Origin of the sequence: [Clostridium] symbiosum ATCC 14940, assembly GCF_000466485.1 — a bacterium.
Classification (GTDB): domain Bacteria; phylum Bacillota; class Clostridia; order Lachnospirales; family Lachnospiraceae; genus Otoolea; species Otoolea symbiosa.
Genome location: NZ_KE992861.1, coordinates 1 through 25,724 on the forward strand (window position 1 = coordinate 1; position 25,724 = coordinate 25,724).

Consider the following 25,724-nt stretch of genomic DNA (forward strand, 5'->3'; position numbering starts at 1 on the left):
GACGCGTCCTCCCAACCTCAGTTAAATCTCCATAATGACATTGGTTCACGCGCGTGATACGCACGAAAACACCTTTCGGGATACTATCTTTGAACAATAACGAGGAGCTGCATCTATGGCAAAAAGAGCATACACGAGATATGGAATTTCATTTGCCGTTCTGGCGGTTATGATGTGCTGCCTGATTATCTGGAATATCAATTCCGGCAGCGTTCATCTGACCGTGGAGGAGATCGGCGGGATTCTTTTTAAGAAAACGGGGGAGGAGACGGCGTACCGCATCGTATGGGATATCCGTCTGCCGCGTATTCTGGCCGCGGCGATACTGGGCGGAGCGCTGTCGGTGTCGGGCTTTCTGCTCCAGACATTTTTCGCCAATCCTATAGCAGGCCCTTTTGTCCTGGGAATTTCCTCCGGAGCGAAACTGGTGGTGTCGCTTCTTATGATCGTTCTCCTGGGAAAAGGGATTGCCGTTAATTCGGCATTCATGATACTGGCCGCCTTTGCGGGAGCCATGATATCAATGGGATTTGTCCTCTTGATCGCCGGCCGGGTCAAGAAGATGTCAATGCTTGTTATCTGCGGCGTGATGATTGGGTACGTCTGCTCGGCGGCAACCGATTTTGCCGTTACATTTGCAGACGACGCCAATATTGTCAATCTCCACAACTGGTCCATGGGAAGCTTTTCGGGGATGTCCTGGGAGAATATCAGGGTGATGGCAGCGGTGATAACCGTATCCCTGGTGCTGGTCTTTCTGATGGCAAAGCCGATCAGCGCCTATCAGATGGGGGAGGTCTACGCACAGAACATGGGAGTGGACATCAGGCGGTTCCGGCTGGCCCTGGTTCTTTTATCCAGTATTTTGTCGGCCTGCGTGACCGCATTTGCAGGGCCGGTCTCCTTTGTCGGCATTGCGGTTCCTCATCTGGCGAAGAGCCTGTTTAAAACGGCTAAGCCGATTCTGATGATTCCGGGCTGCTTTCTGGGCGGCGCGGTATTCTGTCTGTTCTGCGATCTGATTGCCAGGACGGCATTTGCCCCGACGGAGGTCAGCATCAGCTCCGTCACGGCAGTTTTCGGCGCGCCGGTTGTGATTTACATGATGGTGCGCGGCAGGAAGAATATACAGTAAGGAGGAGAGCCGTGACTGGTGATTATATTTATACGGATAATATGGCCGTTGGATATGGCAGGGTTCCCCTTATCCGTCAGATTAAGATACATGTGAAGCGGGGGGAGATCGTGACGCTGATTGGGCCGAACGGCTCCGGCAAATCCACTATTTTAAAAAGCATCATCCGGCAGCTCGGCCTGGTAGACGGAGCCGTTTATCTCGCAGGCTCACCGATGTGCGATATGACGGAAAAGGAGATAGCCACAAAGATGTCTGTCCTGATGACGGAGCGGATCCGTCCGGAGCTTATGACCTGCGAAGATGTGGTTGCCACCGGACGGTATCCCTATACCGGAAGACTGGGAATTCTTTCAGAGAAGGACAGGCAAAAGGTCCGGGAGGCAATTGCACTGGTGCATGCCCGGGATTTTGCTGAGCGCGATTTCATGGAGATCAGCGACGGCCAGAGGCAGCGCATTCTCCTCGCCAGGGCAGTCTGCCAGGAGCCGGAGGCGATCGTCCTGGACGAACCGACATCATTTCTGGATATCAGGCACAAATTGGAGCTTCTGACCATTCTAAAGGAGCTGGTGCGGACAAAAAAGGTGGCTGTGCTGATGTCGCTCCATGAACTGGATCTGGCCCAGAAACTGTCCGATTATATCATCTGCATAAAAGGAGACAGGATAGAACGCTGCGGTACGCCGGAGGAAGTTTTTACGGAATCTTATATCACAAAGCTGTATGATATCACGAAAGGCAGTTACCAGGCAGAATTCGGCTGTCTCGAAATGGAGCCGGTGAGAGGAGTCCCCAGGGTTTTTGTCATCGGCGGGGGCGGAAGCGGGATTCCGGTTTACAGGAAACTGCAGCGTCAGGGGGTTCCCTTCGCAGCCGGAATCCTGAGCGAGAATGACATCGATTATCCGGTGGCCAGGGCGCTTGCGTCGGAGGTGGTTTCGGAGGCACCGTTTGAACCGATACGGGAGGAGACATTTGAGAGGGCCGCCGCTGTATTAAATTCCTGCAGTCAGGTCATCTGCTGTCTTGAAACGTTCGGGACACTCAATGAAAAGAACAGAAAGCTGGCAGAGATGGGAAAAGACAAAATGCTGCCCGGAATAAAAGATTAGGAAAGCAGGTTCTTCGGAGCCTGTTTTTTCATGACGACGGTGACCTGTGCGCAGAGCTCGCCGCATAACTCGGGATTTTTGCAAAAACAGCGAAAACACCTCGCGGAATACATCATGGATGTACTGTTACGTAGAAGGACACCGTTTTCCATTCTCTTCTGTCCCTGTGTCTCTGTTTATGTTATAATAACCGCAGAACGATTGCCGTATCGCGTTTAAGCGGTTTCTGTGTTGAAGGCGGTGACCTGTGCGCGGAGCGTCAGGTTATCGTTTACCTCAGAAATCCGGCAAGTAATGAAACATATACCACAAAAGAGAGAAGGGAATGGGACAAATGACTATCTTAGAAGCGGTATTATCCCTGGCAGGATTTACCGGCTCAAGCATTGCGGGAGGGCTTACCTGGGATATTTTGAAACACAGCGGAGCAAAAATTATCCGGTCGTTTAAAAGTAGATTCGCTTCAGGGGAAAAGAAGAGATTTTCCGGGGAAGAGGAATGCGAAGAATTTTTAAAAGAGCTGGCGGAGAAGACGCCCAACAGCAGGAAAAATCCTTATAAAGACGTGAAAATTATTTATGAGGATTATGCGCAAAATCCCGATGAAGACTTCATAGCGGAATTTCAACAGTGGATTGAGGCCAGTAAAATAAGCTTTGAGCAGATGAGGGATGGAAACGTGCAGCCGGTCTCCGTCAGAATCGGACATCAGGAAAATACGGGCTCGGGAACTATCGTGAATGCAGGAATCATCAATCATAATTACAGGTAATTCATATGAACCATATCGGATATCAGACGGCGAAGGATAACTCGACGATTAATAATGCAGAGCAGATTAATTACAATATCTTTGATGCGCCCCTCAAATTTTATTGTGATAAGAAGGTGCAGGAAAGACCGGAATTAAAGCCGGTATTTCAGGTATTGCAATTTATGGTTAATAAAGATAATTTAAGGCAGCGTTTTGGCGGAGCGAATTATAAATATGATGAACTGGCCGGCTTTGTCGGCGATAGCGCAGGCAGCCGGGATGAATTCCGTCCGGATTTTCTGGATGACGGCTATAAATCGGTTATTTTCTGTATCGCGGCAGTCATCCGTCATTTCAGGATGAGAGAGAATGATAATGATTTGGATACAGATGAAGAATATCTGCTGGCGGAGATTGTCAACACGGGCCTGAAACTGAAGTATTCATCTGAAATTACAACCATTAAGCAATATAAACAGGCAAAAAAAAGGGCGGAGGAGATACAGAAGGAACTGGCGCCGTACCTGAACTGCGCAACTCAGTACGGCAATTTCTTCCAGTTCAATAATATATATCTGGAGGAGCTTACCGGCGCTCCGTTCTTTACGGAGGATGTCAAATTCAGTGTATCAAATGAAATCATTCCCAATCTGATTAAACCGCTGTACGGCGACAAACCGGAATGCGGTCTCAGGGAAATAATCCAGAATGCATGCGACGCAATGAAAGAACTGGCGGCCCTCTGTGGTAAAAAACCGGGAAAACCGGTTGAAGTGTATCTGTTAAAAGAGACAGGCGGTATGAATAAGCTATGTGTAAGAGATTACGGAATTGGGATGACTAAGGATATTTTGCTCCAAAAGTACTTTGTCATCGGCGAAAGCTCGAAAAAAGACAGTCCCCTGAATTTGGTCGGGCAGTTTGGAATCGGTGCGTTGGCTGCATTCCTGTTGGGAGACACGGTGGAGGTCAGGACAAAACCTTATGGTGAAAAACATCTTTATCATTTTTTCTATTCATTCAGCTCAAACAGAGAGAGCAGCATTAATATTTCAATCGAAGAGGACAGCAGTTTTACCCACGGTACGGAAGTTATGGTAGATTTAAACGGCAGTCTGTCAAAAATGGGAGCCAATCAATTGATAAATGCTTTAAAGCTGGATTTGTGGTACAGACTGCCCGACGTCCCGATTGAATTATACATAAATGGTGTCAGGAGAGAAATTCGCTGTCTCAGAGGAAGCGGACACAATTGGATAAAAGTAAAGACGCCGCTGGAGGATACGGAGGTGAGCTATCTTTATGAAAACTATGGAGGGCAGATTATCCTGAATGGATTGACAGTGCAGGAGAACTATGACTTTATGTGCAGACATATAGCGCTGAAACCTTACATATCGATAAAAAGCTATGGAAATTCAATTCAGTTAAACCTGGAGAGAAACAGGATAGTCGGCGGCCTGCCCCCCGTGCTATCCGCTTTGCAGGAGCATTTTATTAAACTGGGGCTTCGTGAGCTATATGAATCAAGGAACCAATTTGTAGATGGACAGCTTAATATCAGGAGATATAACTGCGATAACAAGTATTTGTGTAATATACCGCTCTTCTTCTGTAAAGAGGGATTTGGCATTTACTCCAGAAAGACGCTGGAAGGTATCGGAAGGTATAAAACAGTTGTCATGGTATACGGATACGCAGGATATCCGTTGATAAATCTGAACGATTTAGAAGAAAATGTCTTATATCTTTTTAAAGCGGAACTTTCGAAAAGTGAGATTTCTGATATGATTGAGGGCAATATTATCAGCTATATTTCGAAGGGAATTTTGAAAGCATATTTTTATGATGCGAGAGACCAGTATGGCGGTTTCAAATTTCTGGCTATGAAAGCACTTTATAAAAAATTATCCGGCAGGGAATACCAAGGAAATAAGGCAGCTAAATTCTGGCCGGAGCATAATAAAGTGAAAGAAGAACAGTTCCTTCATATTTTTGATGAACCGGGATATATTGCGCTTGATGACACGTATCGGGAAATCTTTGAAGGACTGAAAGCAATAAGTCATCCGTCCGTCGTCAGGATTGAGTCCCTCACTGTCTGGAAGTACGGCAGTATACGGGATGATATCGACACCGGCATTATTAAAATGGAAAGGCAGCAGTCAGGAGGTACAAAAAGATGAACATCAAATGGAACGCGGACAAATACACACAGGATTTTTCCTTTGTCCATGAATACGGCAATGAAGTAATCGGGTTAATTAACCGGGAGGAGGGAGCTTCTGTCCTGGATTTGGGCTGCGGAAACGGAGCATTGACAAAGAAGCTGTCGGAGCTGGGATTTAAGGCGTCCGGGCTGGACGCATCCCCGGAGCTGCTTCAAATCGCGAGGAAGAATTATCCGGAGCTGACCTTTTACCAGGGAGATGCAACGGAATTTGAGCTGCCTGGGAAGGTGGACGTTATCTTTTCCAACGCGGTGCTGCACTGGATTGCAAAGGACAAGCAGCCGGATTTGCTTCGCTGCGTCTATCATGCGCTGAATGAAAACGGACAATTTGTCTTTGAATTTGGGGGCAGCCAAAATAACGCCCTGACCCATGAGGGGCTGAGACAGGCATTTGCTGCCCGCGGTCTTGAATATAAAATGCCCTTTTATTTTCCGACAATCGGTGAGTACGCTTCCCTGATGGAGCGCGCCGGATTCCGGGTGGAGTATGCCCTTCTCTTTGACAGGCCAACCGAATTAAAAGGAGATAACGGTCTTTACGACTGGATCGATCTGTTTATCAGGACGCCTTTTGGCGGGGTGGATGAGGGGATGAGAAAGGAAATCATTGCCGATGCCGTCGAACGGCTGAGGGACAAGCTGTTCCGTGACGGAAAATGGTTTTCAGATTATGTCCGTATCAGAGGCAGGGCGGTGGCAACAGTTTAGACATGATGCATTTTGCAAGGTGTTTTCGCTGTTTTTCGCGAAAATCCCGAGTCCGGCGGCGCGAAACGGTAATAACATGATACAAAAGGGAACGGGGGAGTACGGATGGCGTCATTATTGGGAATCGATATAGGGACTTCAGGAACAAAAGTCATGCTTCTGGATGAAAAAACAGGGGTGGCCGGCATAGAGAGCGAGACGTATCAAGTCTCCATACCCCGGCTGGGATATGCAGAGCAGAATCCGGATGTGTGGTGGGAGGCCGTGCTTTGCTGCCTTTCGCGCCTGAGGGAAAAATACGGTAAATGCTACAGTGAAGTTGCGGGAATCGGTTTCTCCGGCCAGATGCACGGGCTTGTCATGGTTGATGCAGACGGAAGGCCAATCCGTCCGGCGATCCTGTGGCTGGATCAGCGTTCAACAAAAGAATGTAACGATCTGAATGAACGGATTCCGGAGGACTTGATCACGGGCAGCCTGAGAAACCGTATTTTTACCGGGTTTGCCCTGCCTTCCCTTTTGTGGGTGAAAAAGCATGAGCCGGAGCATTTTGCCGCGATCCATAAGGTGATGCAGCCAAAAGATTATATCCGGTATAAAATAACGGGAATGTTCGGCGCTGAGGTGACGGATGCGTCGGCCTCCCTGATGTTTGATATCGTAAAACGCGATTGGTCCTATGAACTCCAAAGGATGTGCGGCTTTCCGCCCTCTGTTTTTCCGGAGTGCCATGAGTCGGGAGAAATTCAGGGGCGGGTAAGCCGTGAATGCGCTTGCCTGACCGGGCTTGGTGAATCGGTTCCGGTGATTTACGGCATGGGCGATCAGCAGGCACAGAGCATCGGAAACGGTGTCTTCTCTGAGGGAACGTTTATCTGCAATATCGGGACGGGAGGCCAGGTTTCCGCCTTTTGCGGACAGCCGTCCTTTGATCCGGCGCTTCGGACGCAGACCTTCTGTCACGGGATAGAAGGAGCCTGGACCCTCTACGGAGCCGTTCTGAATGCCGGTATGTCGCTTAAATGGCTGAAGGACAATATTCTTAGGGAGCAGAGTTTTGAAAAGCTCAGTGAGATGGCCGGTGAGATTCCGTCAGGGAGCGAAGGACTGATTTTTCTGCCCTATTTGACGGGTGAGAGAACACCTCATATGGACACGGCGGCAAGGGGGATGTTCTTCGGTTTGCATCTGTCCCATACAGCAAAGCATATGGCAAGGGCCGTGATGGAGGGAGTCACATTTGCCCTGCGGGATTCGATGGAGATCCTGGAACAGGCCGGTAATCCCTGCAGCAGAATGATATCTTCCGGCGGAGGAGCCGCAAGTCCTGTGTGGCTTCAGATTCAGGCTGACGTATTTAACCGGGAAATTCAGGTCTGCCGCGTTTCTGAGCAGGCATGTCTCGGAGCCTGTATGCTGGCCGGCGTTTCGGCGGGGATTTTTAAGAGCCTGGAGGAAGCGGGCAGGCGGTTTGTCACGATGGAGGAAAGGACATATAAACCGGATAAGGAGAGGGCGGCAGTATATGAGTCAGCCTTTGGGAAATACCGGGAGCTGTACCGCCGGACAAAGGCCCTGCTGTAACCTGCGAATACCGTCTATTCTACGGCGGACTTATTGTGATTCATAACACGATAAGTCCGCCGCATCAGATCATCCGGCGGCGAAACGTTTCCGAACCTGTATTGGGCGCCGAACTGATATCCTGCAGGAAACTGTAAGAATTCATTAATTATTATGCAATAAGTGAAATGTCAGAATATGTTAAAATATAAAGAAGGAAATGAAGAATTGCGAAAATGATCCATATTGGATTTAGAATGAAGGGGAGTGAATGTATGAATAGACAGAAAATAATCCGGTTAAGCGCTGCTGCGCTGATACTCTTGTCCTCAATCAACATTCTTTCCGGCTGCGGCAAACGCCGGTCCGCCGGTCCGGCAGACCGGGTATTGTCTGAGCCGCCGACGGTGACGGAGCAGGACAAAGCACCGGAATCAAGTGCGGCGGAGCCGGCGCAGGCGGGAGAGACAGGGACGACGGCACGGGGATTCCAGCTGACGGACAGTTACGGGATATGTGCGCCGGGCAGTCCGGTTATCTATCAGATGGCCCATAAGGATGTCTCCGGTGCCGATGTCCGCCTGGAAGCGGAGAACGGCATGGCAAAGCTCAGACTTTTAGATGCTGTATTTCAGAACGGCAAATTGATTGTGCGGTATGAAATTACCGATTATTCCGTGGAGGTTCTGTCCGAGGCAGAGACTGAAGAATTGCGCAGGAAGGAACGGGAAAACAGAGAAAAAGAAGAAAAGGGAGAAAAAGCGGAGTGGGATTTTTCCTATATCAGGCTGGATGAAGAGAAAGGAATATATGGCAGGAGCGCATTTGAATCAGGCATATTAAAAGATGCAACAAATAAATTATATACGGCGGATGCCAGAATCTATGGGCAGGGAATAGCAGCTGGCGGAAGGCGCTTCAGCACAGGCGGTAACAACAGGTCTTACGAAGAGTTTTTTGAGAAGGGCACAATGACAATCCAGTGTGTCAAGTATTCGGACACGATCGGATTTACGGAGGACAAGCCGGAAGGACTCTACAAACTTATGGTGGAAGGCTTTGATCAACCGCTGGTGTTTGAATTTGAAAAAGCTCCGGAATATGCATCCCTGGAAGACGTGGAGGGAATGGTCCATGAAAACGGATGGTATATCCTGGCTTTAGGGGCGGAGACAGAGGACGGTCTGATGGTTTCGGTGTCCTCCTATTCGCCGGATGGTTCCCGCCTGTCGTTTGGAAGAACGGGGCTCAGATACAGAGAGGAAGTAAAAGGAGATTCTAAAGAAGCCGGGGAGTGGGAAATAATTGAGCCGGGCAAACGGCAGCATATTGTTTCAGTCAATAATAAGCTGGAAGGGCTCATGGAGGGTTACAGCACGCAGTACCTGTACCGTATTCCGGATGATACGCTTCAGGAAGGCGGGAAATTGAAAAAAGCAGAAATTTTTACCGGGGAAGTGTATGTAACGACCAACGAAATCTCAGATGTAATTACGGTCGGGATACCGGAGACGGGGGAATCTGCCCCGGAGAAGGTAGAGTTTAGGGATTCCGTTCTGACGCTGACCGGAAAACGCATAAAAGACAGGGAAGCGGGAACGGATGAGAGCGGGGAGAAAATCATGAAACCTGCCCTCCGCATCGATATCTCGGCCGGGTCAAAGAACCCTGACGTGGGATTTTATTACATCCGTGGTTTTAAAGGTGAAGCCGACTTGGAACCGGATATCCCGCCATTTTCAGACAAAGCCCTGGAACCGGTAAGCAATGACAGCGGAGATGGCATCCGGCTGTCCGGCTTTATAATTCCCTATGAGGAAGGGGAAAAAGAGGTAAAGCTGCGCTTGGCCAATCCCTCTTATCAACGGACGAAAAAATTGGCGATCCCTGTGAAAATGCGGTGATTTCAGGGGGTGGACTAATATGTGTTAAGGATATGTTAAAAAATGTAATTGCAATAGCATGCACAAAAGGATAGAATAGAGAGGAGCGGAAAAAGCAAAACGAGGGATAGTTGAACGAAGGCCAGATATTTAACAGCAGATAGAAGAACAGGAGAGTGAAAATGTACACTAACAGGAATCCCTTTGGCGGCAATCAATTTGGAAACCAGAACCCATTTGATGACTTGCTGAAGAAGAAAAAGGAAAAAGAGAAAGAGCCGGAGGCCTACGACAGCAACGGAAAGAAAATCAGGAAGAAACCTCCCTATAAGAGGATGGTGGCGGCGCTCATCGTCATTTTTGCCGTAATCACAGGAATGAATTCCTACTACGTCCTTGATGAGGATAATTATGCGGTGGTGACAACCCTCGGAAATCCTCAGGCAGTATCAAAGGCGGGGCTTCATTTTAAGATTCCTTATGTCCAGAATGTGAGGCTGGTATCGAAAATTATCACAGGCATGCCAATCGGCTACGACATTGAGACAAAGGCATCCATCGACGAAGAATCAGTCATGATTACAAAGGATTTTAACTTTGTCAATACAGATTTCTACCTGGAGTATATGGTAAGCGATCCGGTTAAATATCTCTATGCATCCCAGGACCCTGAGGCTACACTTAAAATGCTGGCCCAGTCCTACATCCGTGATACGGTCGGAATCTATACCGTGGACGATGTTATCACCACAGGCAAGGCCGCAATCCAGTCCGAGATTAAGGAGAAGCTTACGAACCGTATGATCCAGGAGGATATCGGGCTTTCTGTTGTAAACATTACAATCCAGGATGCATTTCCGCCTACAGAAGAGGTTATGAACGCCTTTAAGAACGTCGAAAATGCAAAACAGGGCAAGGAAACGGCGATCAACAATGCGAATAAGGACAGAAGCGAAAAGATTCCGCAGGCTGAGGCCGAATGCGATCAGATAATTAAAGAGGCCGAGGCAGAGAAGCAGTCGAGAATCAATGAGGCCCAGGGCCAGGTATCGCGTTTTGAACAGATGTATGCGGAATACAGTAAATACCCTCTAATCACAAAGCAGCGAATGTTCTACGAGACAATGGAGGATGTCCTTCCCAGCCTGAAAGTCTATATTGTGGATGAAGCGGGAACACAGAAGATGCTTCCTCTGGACAGCTTCATGGATATGCCTGCAGGCCAGGGCAGCCAGCCGGTTCCGTCACCGCAGCAGCCGGCAGCCGGAGCAGGTCAGGAACAGACACAGAACACAGAGCAGCAGGGTAATTAAGGAGGCAGCATGAAAAAAACAGGCAGTAAGATAATCGGTGTTTTCGCAGCAATCGCGGTAGTCGTAGTACTGGCTTCCTCCATTGTTGTCACATATCCGAATGAGTATAAATTAATCAAGCAGTTTGGAGAGATTGTAGATGTTGTAGAGGCTCCCGGGGTATCCTTCAAGATCCCGTTTATCCAGGAGAGCGCATCCGTACCGAAGGAACTTCAGATTTATGATATTCCGAAATCAGACGTTATCACAAAAGACAAGAAGAGCATGATCGCGGACGCCTTTGTCCTCTGGAGGATTTCGGATCCCGTATTATTCACAAGACATTTAAACGGTCAGGTAGCGCAGGCCCAGTCCAGAATTTCGGCTTCTGTCTTCTCATCGATGAAGTCGGTCATCTCCAATATGGATCAGGCTGAGATTATTGAGAACAGGGACAGCAAGCTGGCGCAGGATATCAGCGCCAATATCAGCAATGCGCTGGACGGATACGGGATCACTGTCCTGGCTGTCGAGACGAAGTCACTTGATATGCCGGACGACAATAAGCAGGCCGTCTACGACCGTATGATTTCAGAGCGCAATAACATTGCAGCTTCCTATTCCGCCCAGGGTAATTCCTCTGCCCAGATGATAAAAAATAACACGACCAAGGAAGTATCGGTTATGAAATCGGAGGCAAAGGCTGAAGGCGAGAAGATTAAGGCAGAGGGCGAGGCCCAGTATATGCAGATTCTTTCAAACGCCTATAATGATTCCAGCAAAGCGGATTTCTATAACTTTGTCCGTTCCCTGGACGCTGCGAAGGTATCCCTGAAAAACGGGAACAATACATTGATTCTGGATAAAGATTCACCGATAACACAGATTTTCTACGGTTATTGATAGTGAGGAAGGATAGAATATGCCACATATAGCCATTACAATGTTCCCGGGCAGGGATGATAAAACAAAGGAAGCGCTTGCCGGGAAAATGAAAGAGACCCTTGTAAAAGAGCTGGGAGTCAGCGAATCGGTGGTTTCCGTGTCCGTGCAGGACGTCAGGAAAGAAGACTGGGATGCAGAGATGCAGAAGATTCCGGAAGAAGCCATGTTTATTAAAATTCAATAACGGTGTCAATATTATTAAATTACCAAGTGTGGATTGAACTTGAAAAATAGAAAAAACTGTGCTATCCTATTAAAAAATCAAAACAAAAAACACCGTTATTTGCCACCGGGTAAATAATCAAGTGTCTGAACATACTCCGTTAGGTCAAAGAAGGAGCGTGTTCAGGCACTTTTTTGCTTAACGGTATCAGGGAGGAGTAAGAAAATGATCCGCACAAGAAAAAAGAGAAAGAAAGAAGGGGGAAAAAACGACAGCGTACCGGTGCTGTTCGCCCGTTACGTCAGCCTGAATGTGATGGGAATGATAGGCCTGTCCTGCTACATACTAGCCGATACCTATTTTGTTTCAAAGGCATTGGGGGCGTCGGGGCTTGCATCCTTAAATCTGGCTATCTCTGTATACAGTATTATCAGCGCCACAGGCCTGATGTTTGGAATCGGAGGGGCGACCCGCTTCGCCATACTCAAGACACAGAGGGAGGACGAAGAGGCAAGCCGCGTTTTTACCTGGACTGCGGTGATGGGGCTTATAACCGGCTTAATATTTGCCGCACTGGGGCTGTTTTTTTCCGGAGCGGTTGCAATGAGGCTGGGAGCGGACAAAGAAACGTTCGAGATGACAGATACGTATCTGAAGGTGATTTTGTGCTTTGCCCCCTGTTTTATCCTCAACAATGTGGTTTTGGCATTCGTGCGCAATGACAGGAACCCGGCTTTGTCCATGACCGCCATGCTGACCGGAAGCATCGGCAATGTGATTCTCGATTATCTGTTTATGTTTCCGCTGTCCATGGGGATTTTCGGCGCGGCATTTGCAACGGGGCTGGCTCCGGCCATGAGCCTGGCCGTATTGTCACTGCATTTTATTAAAAAGAAGAACACATTCCGGATTAAAAACGTACGTCCTGCCCTGGGGCGCAGCAAAAACATCCTGATGCCTGGGCTGTCATCGTTTATCACCGAGGTTTCATCCGGAATCGTTCTGATTGTATTTAATCTCGTTATCATTGGACTTGCAGGAAATACAGGGGTGGCGGCCTATGGAATCGTCGCAAACCTCGCGTTGGTGGTTATTGCGGTATTTACCGGGATTGCACAGGGAATCCAGCCGCTTGCCAGCACCGGATACGGCAGAGATGATAAGAAGATGCTGGGACAGGTGCTGGGGTATGCCGCGGGACTGGCCGTAATACTGGCGGTATCTGTTTACATAGTGGTCAGCCTGTTTTCAGATCCGATTATACATATATTCAACAGCGAGGGGAACCAGGCGCTGATACCGATAGCCAGAAGCGGAATAAGACTGTATTTCACCGGATTTTTATTCGCCGGGATTAATATTCTGGCAGCGGCCTTCCTGAGCGCCGTTATGCAGCCCAAATTGGCTTTTATCATATCCGTTGTCAGGGGAGGAGCCGCCATCCTGCCAATGGTGCTGGTTCTTTCAAGAATATTCGGAATGAATGGAGTGTGGCTTTCCTTTCCTCTGGCGGAGTTTATAACCTGCATCATTTCCGTAGGGGGAGTGTGGAAATCGGGAATGATTACCCGCCGGCAGAATTCCCGGGACAGTGCGGAAATTTTTTATGGCAAAGAGAAGGAAAATGCGGTATAATGACCCCAAAATGGCATGACATGACGAAGGGGAGAGAAATATGGCAGGACGGATATCCGATTGGGTGACAGACCGTAAATGGCAGATGTCGGAATCGCTGGCGCTTGGGATTGTTCTGACTCTGGCCGGAGGATTCCAGGACGCTTACTCGTATAATTGCAGAGGAAAGGTATTTGCCAATGCCCAGACAGGCAATATCGTGCTGCTGGGACAGAACCTGGCGACAGGAAACTGGCAGAGCGCCGTAAGGTATCTGCTTCCCATTCTGGCATTTATCGGAGGCGTGTATGTGACGGAGTGGATACGTGAGCTGTATAAAGAACACCGCCTGCTTCACTGGAGACAGATCGTCCTTTTTATAGAAATCGTACTTCTGATGACGGCGGGACTTCTGCCGCATACCATGGATACCCCGGCTAATGTTCTGCTGTCTTTTGCCTGTGCGATGCAGGTTAACAGCTTCCGGAAGTTCCGGGGAATCCCCTGCGCAACCACGATGTGTATCGGAAATATGAGGAGCGCCACGGAGATGCTTGGCAGGTATCATATTACCAGGGAGCCGGAGCTTAAGAGGAAGGCGTTTCACTACTATTTTATAATCCTGGTTTTTGCGGTCGGGGCTGCAATCGGAGCTGTATTTTCAATCAAACTGGGCAACAGGGCCATATGGATAGCGGCGGCGCTGATGTTTGCAGGATTTATCATGATGTTTATAAAAAATGAGTTGGAGGAAGGAAAAAATGAAACGTAACGCGGGATGTGCGGTTATGATTATTTTAGGGATGTTGCTGGCGGGCTGCGGCAATCATACGGCGGCAGAGTCCACAGGGATGCCGGAGCCGGATATTAGTTCACAGGAGAAGAATATCTCGATGGCGGCGCCTGCAGATCTGGGAGCAATCAGACAGATTCATATGGAAAATCCGTCATGGGAATACTACTGTGCAACGGAACCGGCCTCTTTGGCGGCACCGTTAAAGCTGACAAAGCTCACGCAAGAAGCCAACCAGATTACTGATACGGATGATTGGTTTGAGAAAAACAATCTGAGCCTTAATGTGGAGGACAGCGGTAAATACGGCTTAGGGATTCCTTCGGACGAAAACGGCGGTAAATGCCGTATTCAGGTGGTGGACGGGGAAAAAGGTGAAGTTTTTGAGCTGGATTTCAGCGATTTCGAGTATGCCGGTGATTTTAAGCAGAGTGAAAAGGAATTCGTCAGACAGCAGATCCGGTATGCCCAGGTAAAAGATCATATCCTTTATTTGTCCATCGGCCATCTCACCTACGCTGAATCCTCACCCCACAATGCTTATGTGGCGGCGGTGGATCTAGCGGAGAAAAAATTGCTGTGGAAAAGCCAGCCTCTTGTGAGCAACGCGGCCAATTTTGTGATTAAGGGAGATGTTCTGCTGTGCGGCTACGGATTTACGGCGGAGCCGGATTATATTTACCAGCTGGATCTGGGTTCAGGCAAGGTGATTGACAAAACTGCGGTAAAATCAAAGGCGGACTATCTGATTTTAAAAGACAATATCTTATATGTAAGGACTTATAATACAGACTACACATTTCGGATTGAATAAGCGCCGGATCCAGTAACAGTTCATGCTGTCTGAACTGTTACTGGCGGTGACCTGTGCGTGGAGCAAATAATAATTCAATTTGAATATTATGCCGGAGCATGGTAAGATAATAATGATTGGCACGCTCAGCGGGCCTTTTACCGGTCTAAAAAGGCGGCTTACCGGAGGGAAAGAGCATGGGGAAAAATACAGATACAGATAAGGGCTTCAGCCTGATTGAGCTTATAATTGCGATTGCAATTCTTATTATACTGATCGGGCTTCTGGCTCCGCAGTTCATGAAGTATATTGAAAAATCAAGAAAAGCGGTCTGCATGAATAATGTGGACGTTGTGATTTCGGAATATCAGGTTGCCATTATTGAGGACAGGGATATAAAACCGGAAAAAGTGCTGGATGACATGGTCAAAAACAGAGGGCTGGAATGTCCTTCGAAAGGCGAATACTCCATTATTCATACAGGGGATGAGCTTTTTGTCGTCAACTGCAGTGTGCACGGGAACAGCGAAGGGGTAAGCAGCGATCCGAAAATTACAATTGGGGACGGTGTTTACAATACGATTCTTAAATTTGCAGAAGAATATACAGTGGACGAGATTATTAAAATGTTTAAAGATGCCGGATTGCCGACGAATAGCATTCGGAATGACACAATACGGGAGTATCTATTGAAAGAGGTGTATGGAGGCCAGTGGCCGAAAGTCGACAAGAGCTTGTTTACCGGCGCGAATTACGGGGGAGATTTGTATATTCAGCCATATATTAATGTTAAGAATACATCAGGAGGGAATATATCCGATACGAATAAAGACAGTGTTTTTGCATATATCGGCCCCTCCAAGGACGATATTAGCGGCCAAAAGTGGCAGGCATATTTTATTTACGATCCGGACAGCAAACAATGGTACCGTGATGCCAAGGGAAATGCCTGTTTAATTATGAATAAAAACTGGAGTACAGTTAAATCAGAAACAATTGATAACGGATGGATACCGGTCAATTAAGTATCAGAAGGACAAAGGGACTAAAACAATGACAGATATGAGAAAGACTTTAAAAGTGGGCCTGACCGGAAACACTCTGAAACTCATTGCTATTTTTACCATGCTCATCGACCACATCGGAGCGGCAGTCATAGAAGCCGGGATTCTCAGTTCCAATGATATGGCTCGTATGATGGCAATACTGGAGACAGAAAGGGGAATGCAGTGGTATCTGGCGGACATCGTACTACGGCTCATCGGAAGGCTGGCCTTTCCCATATTTTGTTTCCTTCTAGTGGAAGGCTTTACGCATACGGGAAACGAAGCCAAATATGCCAGGAATCTGCTTCTGTTTGCACTGATTTCAGAGATACCGTTCGATCTCGCGTTTTTTGGCAGGCTCTTTTTTCCGGGGGCGCAAAATGTATATTTTACCTTGTTTTTAGGTGTAGAGATGATGTGCTTTCTTAAAAAATATGCCGGAAGGCCGGTGATACAGGGAGCGGCGGTTGCGGCCGCCTGCGGACTTTCCGTTTTGCTGAAAAGCGACTACAGCTATATGGGGATTTTAATGATCGCGTCTTTCTATCTCTTAAGGAACCGGAGAACCACTCAACTTATACTGGCCGGAATCCTTGCCGCCGCCGAGTCTCTGACCCTGTTCGGGGCAGCCGCACTGGCCCTGATTCCCATTGCCCGTTATAATGGGGAGAGAGGAAAGCTCCGTCTGAAGTATTTCTTTTACTGGTTTTATCCGGTGCATATAATGGCGCTGTATCTACTGAGATGCCTTTTATTCGGGCAGGTTTAACACAAGCAAATAAGCGAGTTAGGAGTTGCTATAATTGAATTTACATTTTGAGCCGATAACCCGGCAAAACCGTTTGGAAGCATTGCGGCTGGAAGTCGGTGAAGGGCAGGAGAATTTTATAGAGCCGGTTTCACAGTGTCTTTCAGAGGCACGGAGAAACCTTGTATGGAAACCAGTCGCGATCTGCGACGGAAACCGGGTGGTGGGGTTTGCCATGTACGGATATTTTTGGTGGGAATATTTTCCCTATGGCCGTCTGTGGCTGGACCGCCTGATGATTGATGCCGCATTTCAGGGCCGGGGATACGGAAAAGCAGCACTGGCCGGATTACTAAAGCTTCTGACTGGGAGATATCCGAATAAGGATATATATCTGAGCGTTTTTAAAGGAAATGATGTGGCTGCCGGGCTGTATAAAGAATTCGGTTTCCGTTTCAACGGTGAAAAAGATATACACGGTGAGGATGTCATGGTCAGGCGGATGTAACAGTTTTGACATGTCTGTGCATTTACTGTGCTGACCGTGCGGAAAGGCAGCGGCAGCGGGCATCCGGGTAATTAAAAAATAAATGAAACTTTTTCCCTTTCTTTTCCGTCTAACTATAAGAACGGAAGAAAGGGAGTTTTTATTATGAGACGGAAAACAGGAAGGATAAGAAAGATAGCATTGCTCATGCTGACAACCGGCTGTATTGTTGCGGCTGCTTCGGCCGCTTATGCCGGCGCTCCGTCTTCAGGCCCTGCATCAGATAACAGGACTGTCGAGGAGAGACAGATGAGCGAAGAAGGACAAGCCAAGCAGGAGAGCATGCCTCCGGCCGGGGAGATACAGGAATCGACGCAGGCCGGGGAAGGAGCCGTATTGGCGGTTACACAGGGCGAAACCCGGCAGACCCCGGAAGTACAGCAGAACCCGGAAACCCGGCAGACCCCGGAAGCTCAGCCGGTCCCGGAGACTCAGGCGGCCCTGGATACCCAGGCGGCTCAGGAAACCCGGGCGGCAGCCGGACTGGCGGAAGAAATTCAGAAAGAAGCGGAAGCGGCAGGTCTTGTCTGGAGCGGAGGACGGTATATCGATCCGTCTAAACCGATGATTGCCCTCACCTTTGACGACGGGCCATATGCCCCGGTGGGAAACCGGATCATGGACAGCCTGGAGAAATATAATGGACGGGCCACTTTCTTTGTGGTAGGAAACCGTGTGGCGGAATATCAGACTGAGATTAAAAGAATGCATGATAACGGCCATGAAATTGCAAATCATACATATGGCCATAAGTATCTTAATAAGCTGGGTGCTGATGAAATCAGAAGCCAGGTGGAGCTGTGCAATCAGGCGGTCGCAGCCGTGACGGGCGAGAGTCCGAGACTGGTACGTCTGCCCGGCGGAAATAAAAACGACACGGTTTTAGGTAACGTCAATTACCCGATGATTATGTGGAATATTGATACGCTTGACTGGAAGACCAAAAATGCGGACAAGACAGTCCAGGCTGTAATCGGAAAGGTGAAGGACGGGGATATTGTTCTGATGCATGAGCTGTATACGGCGTCGGGCGATGCGGCGGTGAGAATCATTCCGACCCTGACGGAACAGGGATTCCAGCTTGTGACCGTGAGCGAATTGATCCGTTTCCGGGGCGGAGTGAAGAACGGAGGCGTTTATTACAGCTTCCGCCCACGCTAGGATATGTTTGAAAAGCATGCAGAGAACCTTGCCTATGGGAGAAGATAAAGGTATAATATGCTTACATACAGAGTGCCGGTATAAGGAAGCGGGGAGGAGAAAGGTTGAAGGTAATCATACGAATATTAAGCGCGGCTGTCTTATTCCTGACAGCCGTTATTCCTGTTTTTCAGTCTCATGGGGCGCAGTGGCTATGGCTGCTGCTACCCTGCTTTTTCCTGCTGAATGTATTTCCTTCCTATGTCAACAGACGGCTGCCGGACAGGAGGCTCAGGCTCTGCGCTGACGGATGTGAGCTGCTGATTCTCTTTCTGATATCGGCCGTATTATCGGGCCTGTATCTGCTGACGCGGATCCCGGCTCTTTGGCCCGAGCATGCGCCGCGGTGGTTTGCCGGCCTTATCTGGGCTATACTTGCGGAGGCGGTTGTGTTCTGGAACGGAATCATCCGTGTATACGGCACATCCCTGCAGATTGGCTTTAAATGGAGAATGGCCGGAATTATCTGTGGATGGATTCCGGGAGCAAACCTGATTGTTCTGTGCAAGATCATAAGGATTGCATCGGAGGAAACAGCCTTTGAGAGCGGAAAAATCCTGTTGAACCGTGAGCGGGAACAGGAACAGCTCTGCAAAACCAGGTATCCGCTCCTTATGGTTCACGGAGTATTTTTCAGGGATTTTAAATACTTCAATTACTGGGGCAGGGTGCCAAAGGAGCTGGAACGCAATGGAGCCGTGATTTTTTATGGAAACCACCAGTCTGCCGCTTCAGTTAAAGACAGCGCGCAGGAGCTTGCCAAACGTATTTTGGAGATTACCGGTGAAACCGGCTGTGGAAAGGTGAATATTATCGCACATTCCAAAGGAGGGCTGGACAGCAGATATGCGATCAGCCTGCTGGGAATGGAGCCGTACGTCGCGACGCTGACTACGATTAATACGCCCCACAGAGGATGCCTGTTCGCTGATTATCTTCTGGATAAGATTCCGGCCGGGGTGAAGGACAAAGCTGCCGACGGATACAACAAGGCCCTTAAAAAGCTGGGAGATCCCGACCCGGATTTTCTGGCTGCAGTCGGTGACTTAAGAGCGTCTTCCTGCCTTCGTTTTAATGAAGAGACGCCGGATAAACCGGAAGTATACTATCAGAGTACCGGATCCAGGCTGAACATTGCTTCGGGAGGCCGCTTCCCCCTGAACTTTTCCCATCGTCTGGTAAAATATTTTGACGGCCCCAACGACGGTCTGGTAGCGGAGGACTCATTCCGGTGGGGAAGCAATTATACAATGCTTACGACCAAAGAACACAGGGGGATTTCCCACGGTGACATGATAGATTTGAATCGGGAGAATATCAGGGACTTTGATGTGAGGGAATTTTATGTACGCCTGGTGCATGATTTGAAAGAAAGAGGATATTAAAAATCTGGAAGGATGGAACATATATGAAAATGATACTGGATGTGGACACGGGAATCGATGACGCACTGGCAATTGCCTACGCTCTGGGCTCCGAAGAGGCGCAGCTTATAGGAGTCACCTGTTGTTTTGGAAATGTAACGGTTGATAAGGCGGTTCAGAATACGCTGCGGGTCCTGCGGCTCTTCGGAGCCGGTGAAATACCTGTTTATGCAGGAGCACCTGAGATGTTTACGGGAAAAGAATTCGTTCCGAACGAGGTCTGCAAACGCGTTCACGGGTTAAACGGAATCGGTGAAATCGAATTGCCGGAAGCAGATAAGGGAGCGGAAGAAAAAGATGCCGCAGCCTTTATGGCGGAGATGGCACAAAAGTATGGCAAAGAGCTTGTTATCGTAGCGACGGCAGCCATGACCAACCTTGCCCGATTTATCAGGCAATATCCGGAGGAGGCGGCCAAAGTAGGGAGGATCTCCGTTATGGGTGGCGCAGTTACCGTTCCGGGCAATGTGAACCGTTTTGCGGAGGCCAACATTCTGGCCGATCCGGAAGCCGCTAAATTTGTCCTGGAGAGCGGAATCAATCTGCTGATGGTAGGGCTCGACGTGACTCTGAAAACGATGATGAGCGCCGGGGCCATGGAAGAGAGGATCCGGCCGTGGACAGCGGACGGCAATGAACCGGGATGCAAAATGGCTGCGATGGTACATTATTACTGCTCCCACGAGATAGGAGATGAGGGCAGCCGGGAGGGGGCGATCCACGATCCGCTGGCTGTGGCCGCCGTTCTTCATCCGGAATTTGTGGAGACCGTAGAACTCAACCTGACCGCGGAGACGGACGGAGAGTCGAGAGGGAGGACCATTGGTGATTTAAAACGGATCAAACAGAGGGAAAAAACGGTAAAAGTCTGTGTTGACGTCAATACAGAGCTGTTTTTAAAAGATTTTGTGTCATCGGTTCAAAAAGCAATACATAGGATTTAGCCGCTTTTGCCATACTATTTTATATAGTTTGGCAAAAGGAGGCAGTGTATGCAGACCATAAAATTAAAGGAAGATTTTTACTGGACAGGAATAATAGATGAGAACCTGAGGGTATTCGATATTATTATGCTGACGGAATTCGGCACCACGTATAACTCCTATGTACTTAAAACAGGGGATAAAACGGTGCTTTTTGAGACGGCGAAGGCTAAATTCTTCGATGAGTATTTGAGAGAGCTTAAAAAGATCACGGAAATTGAAAAGATTGATTACCTTGTGGTGGATCACACGGAGCCGGATCATGCAGGCAGTGTGGAGCTTCTGCTGGACATCAATCCCAACATGAAAATCATCGCAACCGGCTGTGCGGTTAATTTCCTGAAAAACATTGTAAACCGGGATTTCTACAGTATCCAGGTTAAGGATAATGAATCGATGAAAATTGGGGACAAGACGCTTACGTTCATGACGGTACCGAATCTTCATTGGCCGGATACGATGTATACATGGATTGAGGAGGATAAGATACTCGTAACCTGCGATTCCTTCGGAGCCCATTACGGTGTGGAGGGGGTGCTCAGAAGCGAAGTCAGAAACGAGGAAAATTACAACAAAGCGGCCAGATATTACTTTGACTGTATAATAGGGCCTTTTAAAGGATTTATGATGAAAGCGCTGAAGCGTGTGAAGGAACTGGACCCTGTCATGATCTGCACGGGGCACGGACCGGTGCTGGACACAAAAATAGGGGAAATCTTTAAGATGTACGAGGAGTGGTGTACCGTCACCAATCCGAACAACAAGAAGACAGTCATAATTCCCTATGTCAGCGCCTATGGATATACAAAAGAGCTGGCCGAAAAGATTGCCGGCGGAATCCGTGACAGCGGCCCCGTGGACGTGAGAACCTATGATATGGTGGAGACGGATGCAGCGAAGGTGGTTGGCGAACTGGAATTTGCAGACGGAATACTGTTCGGCACTCCTACGATTGTGGGGGAAGCGCTTAAGCCGATATGGGATTTGACAACATCGATTTTCCCGGCCACGCATGGAGGAAAATACGCCTCTGCATTTGGAAGCTACGGCTGGAGCGGGGAAGGTGTCCCGCACATCATCGACCGTCTGAAGCAGTTGAAAATGAAGGTTCCTGATGACGGCTTCAGAGTAAAATTCAAGCCGGATGAGGTTGCCCTGATGGATGCTTATGAATACGGTTACCGGTTTGGCTGTCTCGTTCAGGGAAAAGAGTCGAAAAACAGCCAGGCCGGAACGGATAAAGGGGCCAGAAAGCTGGTAAAATGCCTTGTCTGTGGGGAAATCTTTGATTCCTCCCTGGATACCTGTCCTGTATGCGGCGTCGGCCGGGAGTATTTTGTGGAGGTGGACGCAGAGGATACGGACTTTTGCCGCGATACGGAGGACTTTTTCGTAATCATCGGCAACGGCATTGCAGGACTGTCTGCGGCGGAGGAAATACGCAAAAGAAATAAGACTGCCTCGGTTGTCATGATATCAGACGAGCCTTATGACACCTACAACCGCCCGATGCTGACAAAATCCATGCTGGCGGGCCTGACACCGGAGCAGACGGCTGTTCATGAGCCGGAATGGTATGAGAAGCATAATATTATCCGGGTTCTGGGCCGCCGTGTGGCTTCGGTGGACACGGAAATTAAACAGGTGGTTCTGGAAGACGGAACAAAGATGGTTTATACAAAGCTGATTTATGCTCTGGGCGCAGAGAGCTTTATTCCTCCGATCCGGGGAGCCGGACAGGAGCATGTTGCCGCGGTCAGACGTCTTGCGGATGTACAGAAAATATGCGAAATGCTGCCGGATATAAAAAGTGTCTGCGTGATCGGCGGAGGTGTTCTGGGGCTCGAGGCTGCGTGGGAATTCAGAAAATCCGGCCGCGACGTCAGCGTGGTGGAAGCGGCGCCGGGGCTGATGATGCGCCAGCTGGACCAGGCGGCCTCCGATATGATGAAAGAAATTGCGGACCGGGAGAAGATAAAAATCTATACAGGCGTGCAGGCTGACGAAATACTGGAGCCGAAGAAGGGCGTGCGCCTTGCCGACGGAAAGACACTTCCGGCCGATCTGGTCATTATCTCCGCCGGAATCCGGCCGAGTACGGCCCTGGCGATGGAATCAGGAATTGCCGTTGACCGCGCAGTTGTTGTCAATGACAAGATGGAGACCAATGTCAGGGACGTATACGCATGCGGAGACTGCGCCCAGTATCAGGGGATGAACTATGCTCTCTGGGGAGAGGCATCGGCCCAGGGCAAAACGGCCGGAGCCAATGCGGCCGGTGAAGAAACCTTCTATGAACCGCCGTCCATGGGCCTGTCCTTCCATGGAATGAATACGGCGCTCTATGCAATTGGCGATACGGGGAAAGAGCGGGGCCTGTCGTACCGCACGGAAGAGAAAAAAGACGAGGCCAGGAAACAGTATGAAAAATACTACTATGCCAACGGCCAGTTAAAGGGAGCGATTCTGATTGGGGATTTATCCAAGATGGCGGAAGTAACGGAACGAATTGACAGGAAATAAAAAACGAAAAACAGACAGTATGGCTGTAACATCAAATCACAGTCATGCTGTCTGTTTTCCTTCCTTTTCCGGTTTGATACCGGCATGAAAACGTCCATGTCGGACATTGGCGCACGGTTTCCGGAATCTGCTGTTTACCGGCAGCAGCAAAATCCAATTTTCTCCATCAGTTCGTCCGGATTTCCATAATGCAGCTTCAGATTTAAAAGTTTTCCGATTCCGAGGCTCAATATCCCGAGCAGGGACTTTCCGTCAACAATCTGGCTTTCATACTGAAGATCCAGATCACCATTAAAGCTATCCAAAGCACGCAGGTATTTTCTGATATCTTCGAGCGTATTAAACATTACCTTAACTTCACTCATGTGAGATCCCTCCCATACACTAATATTTTTCTTTTCTCAGAATGGTGAATGATGCTTACATTGTAAACGCTGAGAGACAGAATAGCAAATAAAAAATATGTTAAAGATTTTCTGAATTGATGTGAAAAAACATAGGACTAAATGAAATTAAAGGAAAATTGAATAATGCTTAAAAAAACATGGGGAAACAAACAATTACTTATTTTTTGAAAAGAATACAAAGAATAAAAAAATTTAATATAATATAAAAATTTGTTAAGAATATATCTGGCTGGAGAAAAATACAAGGACAACCGGACAAAGATAGAAGCAGGGAACGTATCCGGATAGGAATATGTCCTCTGCTTCAATGGTCACTTGATTGTTATTATGACTTTATTTGGAAGACAGGTGATCGCTTCGCCTTTCTCACGCTTTGCCCCTTCATGGACACAAATCTTGTCAGGACAGGAGGCCTCTGTGATTGAAACGGCCCCATCGCGGATAACCAGATGATTCGTTCCCCCATTCACGCCTTCGATTATCAGATCGGCATCCTGATCGAGAGGAAGTTCCTGCAGTGTCTGTCCGTTTACGCTGACGACTGCGACGGAAGCAGTACCACGGTTTAGAAAACGGTACCCTGCGAAGAAAATGACGGCAAAGACAAGAAGACCGCAAACCAGGTATAGTTCATTTCTGCTCTTTCTATTTTCTTTATTTTCCATAAAACTCCTTTAGTCAGTCTGCGGCGGGAATCACAAGCTTTTGCGCTCCGTCAGAATAGTGGATTTCATAGTCGTCGGTTATAAAATAACCGTAGATGCCATCCATCGAATTAATCAGTTCCAGCCCCTTTTCCAGCCCGAGTGAAAAGCATGTGGTACTCAGCGCGTCACCGTCCACGGATCGTGGAGATACGATAGTTACGGCAATCAGGCCGTTGTCATAGGGATATCCGGTAGCGGGATTCAGCAGATGGTGATAATTTTTACCATCCACGACAAAATGGCGTTCATACACACCCGAGGAAACGACCGACATATCATTGATGCTCAGGTTGGAAATAATTTCATTGCGTCCTTCGAAGGGCTTTTGCAGTCCGATTTTAAACGGAGTGCCATCCGGCTTTTCACCGATGCAGAGTACGTTTCCGCCCAGATTGATGATGGCGCTCTTTACATTTCTGCTTACAAGATATTCCTTCAGCCGGTCGGCGATAAATCCCTTTGCAATAGAGCCGAGGTCGATGGTGGTGTCCGGGCTGCAAAAGGTGAGTACGTCGCCATCCAGCCTCAGGTTTTTCCAGTCGACACGGGAGGCCGCCTCACTGATTTCCTCCTGTGGAGGAATTACTTTTTTACCGTCTGTGAAATTCCAGAGGGAGCTGAGCGGTTCGATGGTGATATCGAAAGCCCCGTCCGAAACACGGCTGTAGTAAAGACCTTCCCGAATCAGGGCCGCCGTGTCTTTGGTAAGGGGGAACACAGTTTCTCCTGCCGGCCGGTGATTCAGCCCGTAAATTTCGCTGGTGGCAATTGTTTTGCTGAATCTGTTCTCATATTCGCGGCACAGGGCCATGCACTGATCCAGAATTTCCTCATCACTGCTGTCGTAGAGAGTGACGGTTACAAACGTATTGAGCAAAAAATCGGAGCGGCTGACGGGCTCCGTCTTTCTCGGCCTGAGTGCTAAAGCGGCGCCGCAGGCAAGAATGAAGAAAACGAGAACGGCCAGCAGTCGTTTGAATTGTTTTTTTTCCATAGTATTTATGTTCCTGTTATGCTGTGCGTCAGTTGTTGTGAAACATACCAATCTTAACAAAGCGGTAAATTAAAGTCAAGGGCAGCATGAGGGAAGTTACAGTTCAGCCTTCAATGTCATTTTGGAGATTTAGTTAAGCAGGTGAGGACGCCGC

The 25,724-nt window shown here is 48.5% G+C and carries 23 protein-coding genes; 20 read left to right on the plus strand and 3 right to left on the minus strand.

The window, feature by feature from the left end; translation table 11 throughout:
• The first annotated feature begins 115 nt into the window (after positions 1-115).
• The 20 genes from CLOSYM_RS07150 (at position 116) to CLOSYM_RS07245 (ending at position 23,462) form a co-directional block, all read left to right on the plus strand.
• A complete protein-coding gene (locus CLOSYM_RS07150) occupies positions 116-1,135 on the plus strand; it encodes a FecCD family ABC transporter permease (protein WP_021641579.1) in 1,020 nt (339 codons plus the stop codon).
• Between the two features lie 11 nt (positions 1,136-1,146).
• A complete protein-coding gene (locus tag CLOSYM_RS07155; RefSeq protein WP_009295935.1) occupies positions 1,147-2,250 on the plus strand; it encodes an ABC transporter ATP-binding protein in 1,104 nt (367 codons plus the stop codon).
• 325 nt (positions 2,251-2,575) lie between these two features.
• Positions 2,576-3,022, plus strand: coding sequence for a hypothetical protein (locus CLOSYM_RS07160; RefSeq protein ID WP_003499283.1), 447 nt, complete (start codon positions 2,576-2,578; stop codon positions 3,020-3,022).
• A 5-nt stretch (positions 3,023-3,027) separates the two neighbouring features.
• Positions 3,028-5,190 (plus strand): ATP-binding protein, encoded by a 2,163-nt coding sequence (locus CLOSYM_RS07165; RefSeq protein WP_021641582.1) that lies wholly within the window; start codon positions 3,028-3,030, stop codon positions 5,188-5,190.
• Positions 5,187-5,945 (plus strand): class I SAM-dependent methyltransferase, encoded by a 759-nt coding sequence (locus tag CLOSYM_RS07170; RefSeq protein ID WP_003508981.1) that lies wholly within the window; start codon positions 5,187-5,189, stop codon positions 5,943-5,945. The genes CLOSYM_RS07165 and CLOSYM_RS07170 overlap by 4 nt, the downstream gene beginning before the upstream one ends.
• A gap of 105 nt (positions 5,946-6,050) precedes the next feature.
• Entirely contained in the window at positions 6,051-7,529 is a 1,479-nt protein-coding gene (xylB, locus tag CLOSYM_RS07175; protein WP_003499276.1) for a xylulokinase, read from the plus strand.
• A gap of 254 nt (positions 7,530-7,783) precedes the next feature.
• A complete protein-coding gene (locus CLOSYM_RS07180) occupies positions 7,784-9,412 on the plus strand; it encodes a hypothetical protein (protein ID WP_044902231.1) in 1,629 nt (542 codons plus the stop codon).
• Between the two features lie 161 nt (positions 9,413-9,573).
• Positions 9,574-10,704, plus strand: coding sequence for an FtsH protease activity modulator HflK (gene hflK / locus CLOSYM_RS07185; RefSeq protein WP_003499271.1), 1,131 nt, complete (start codon positions 9,574-9,576; stop codon positions 10,702-10,704).
• Positions 10,705-10,713: 9 nt separating this feature from the next.
• The gene (hflC, locus tag CLOSYM_RS07190) at positions 10,714-11,586 is read left to right on the plus strand and encodes a protease modulator HflC (protein WP_021641584.1); all 873 of its coding nucleotides are present in this window, start codon (positions 10,714-10,716) and stop codon (positions 11,584-11,586) included.
• 19 nt (positions 11,587-11,605) lie between these two features.
• Positions 11,606-11,812 carry a tautomerase family protein gene (locus CLOSYM_RS07195; protein WP_003499266.1) on the plus strand — a complete coding sequence of 69 codons (207 nt, stop codon included), beginning with the start codon at positions 11,606-11,608 and terminating at the stop codon, positions 11,810-11,812.
• Between the two features lie 204 nt (positions 11,813-12,016).
• Positions 12,017-13,426, plus strand: coding sequence for an MATE family efflux transporter (locus tag CLOSYM_RS07200; protein ID WP_021641585.1), 1,410 nt, complete (start codon positions 12,017-12,019; stop codon positions 13,424-13,426).
• Between the two features lie 40 nt (positions 13,427-13,466).
• Positions 13,467-14,177 carry a YoaK family protein gene (locus tag CLOSYM_RS07205; RefSeq protein WP_003499261.1) on the plus strand — a complete coding sequence of 237 codons (711 nt, stop codon included), beginning with the start codon at positions 13,467-13,469 and terminating at the stop codon, positions 14,175-14,177.
• A complete protein-coding gene (locus tag CLOSYM_RS07210; RefSeq protein ID WP_021641586.1) occupies positions 14,167-15,012 on the plus strand; it encodes a hypothetical protein in 846 nt (281 codons plus the stop codon). The genes CLOSYM_RS07205 and CLOSYM_RS07210 overlap by 11 nt, the downstream gene beginning before the upstream one ends.
• A gap of 176 nt (positions 15,013-15,188) precedes the next feature.
• Positions 15,189-16,016: a prepilin-type N-terminal cleavage/methylation domain-containing protein gene (locus CLOSYM_RS07215; RefSeq protein ID WP_021641588.1), complete on the plus strand. Its 828-nt coding sequence runs from the start codon at positions 15,189-15,191 to the stop codon at positions 16,014-16,016.
• A gap of 28 nt (positions 16,017-16,044) precedes the next feature.
• Complete coding sequence (locus CLOSYM_RS07220; RefSeq protein ID WP_003499255.1) at positions 16,045-16,806, plus strand: TraX family protein; 762 nt, start codon at positions 16,045-16,047, stop codon at positions 16,804-16,806.
• A gap of 34 nt (positions 16,807-16,840) precedes the next feature.
• Positions 16,841-17,293, plus strand: coding sequence for a GNAT family N-acetyltransferase (locus CLOSYM_RS07225; protein ID WP_009295942.1), 453 nt, complete (start codon positions 16,841-16,843; stop codon positions 17,291-17,293).
• 144 nt (positions 17,294-17,437) lie between these two features.
• On the plus strand, positions 17,438-18,493 hold the full coding sequence (locus CLOSYM_RS07230) for a polysaccharide deacetylase family protein (RefSeq protein ID WP_021641590.1): 1,056 nt from the start codon (positions 17,438-17,440) through the stop codon (positions 18,491-18,493).
• Positions 18,494-18,597: 104 nt separating this feature from the next.
• Complete coding sequence (locus tag CLOSYM_RS07235; protein WP_003509004.1) at positions 18,598-19,917, plus strand: esterase/lipase family protein; 1,320 nt, start codon at positions 18,598-18,600, stop codon at positions 19,915-19,917.
• 23 nt (positions 19,918-19,940) lie between these two features.
• Positions 19,941-20,900, plus strand: a complete 960-nt coding sequence (locus CLOSYM_RS07240; RefSeq protein ID WP_003509005.1) for a nucleoside hydrolase — start codon at positions 19,941-19,943, stop codon at positions 20,898-20,900.
• 48 nt (positions 20,901-20,948) lie between these two features.
• Complete coding sequence (locus CLOSYM_RS07245; RefSeq protein ID WP_021641591.1) at positions 20,949-23,462, plus strand: FAD-dependent oxidoreductase; 2,514 nt, start codon at positions 20,949-20,951, stop codon at positions 23,460-23,462.
• A gap of 134 nt (positions 23,463-23,596) precedes the next feature.
• Here CLOSYM_RS07245 and CLOSYM_RS07250 read toward each other — a convergent pair whose 3' ends face one another.
• The 3 genes from CLOSYM_RS07250 to CLOSYM_RS07260 all read right to left on the minus strand — a co-directional run bounded on the left by CLOSYM_RS07250 (position 23,597) and on the right by CLOSYM_RS07260 (position 25,570).
• The gene (locus CLOSYM_RS07250) at positions 23,597-23,827 is read right to left on the minus strand and encodes an HPr family phosphocarrier protein (RefSeq protein ID WP_003499247.1); all 231 of its coding nucleotides are present in this window, start codon (positions 23,825-23,827) and stop codon (positions 23,597-23,599) included.
• 353 nt (positions 23,828-24,180) lie between these two features.
• Positions 24,181-24,534 (minus strand): NusG domain II-containing protein, encoded by a 354-nt coding sequence (locus CLOSYM_RS07255; protein WP_003499246.1) that lies wholly within the window; start codon positions 24,532-24,534, stop codon positions 24,181-24,183.
• 13 nt (positions 24,535-24,547) lie between these two features.
• Positions 24,548-25,570, minus strand: coding sequence for an FAD:protein FMN transferase (locus CLOSYM_RS07260; RefSeq protein WP_003499245.1), 1,023 nt, complete (start codon positions 25,568-25,570; stop codon positions 24,548-24,550).
• Positions 25,571-25,724 lie beyond the last annotated feature (154 nt).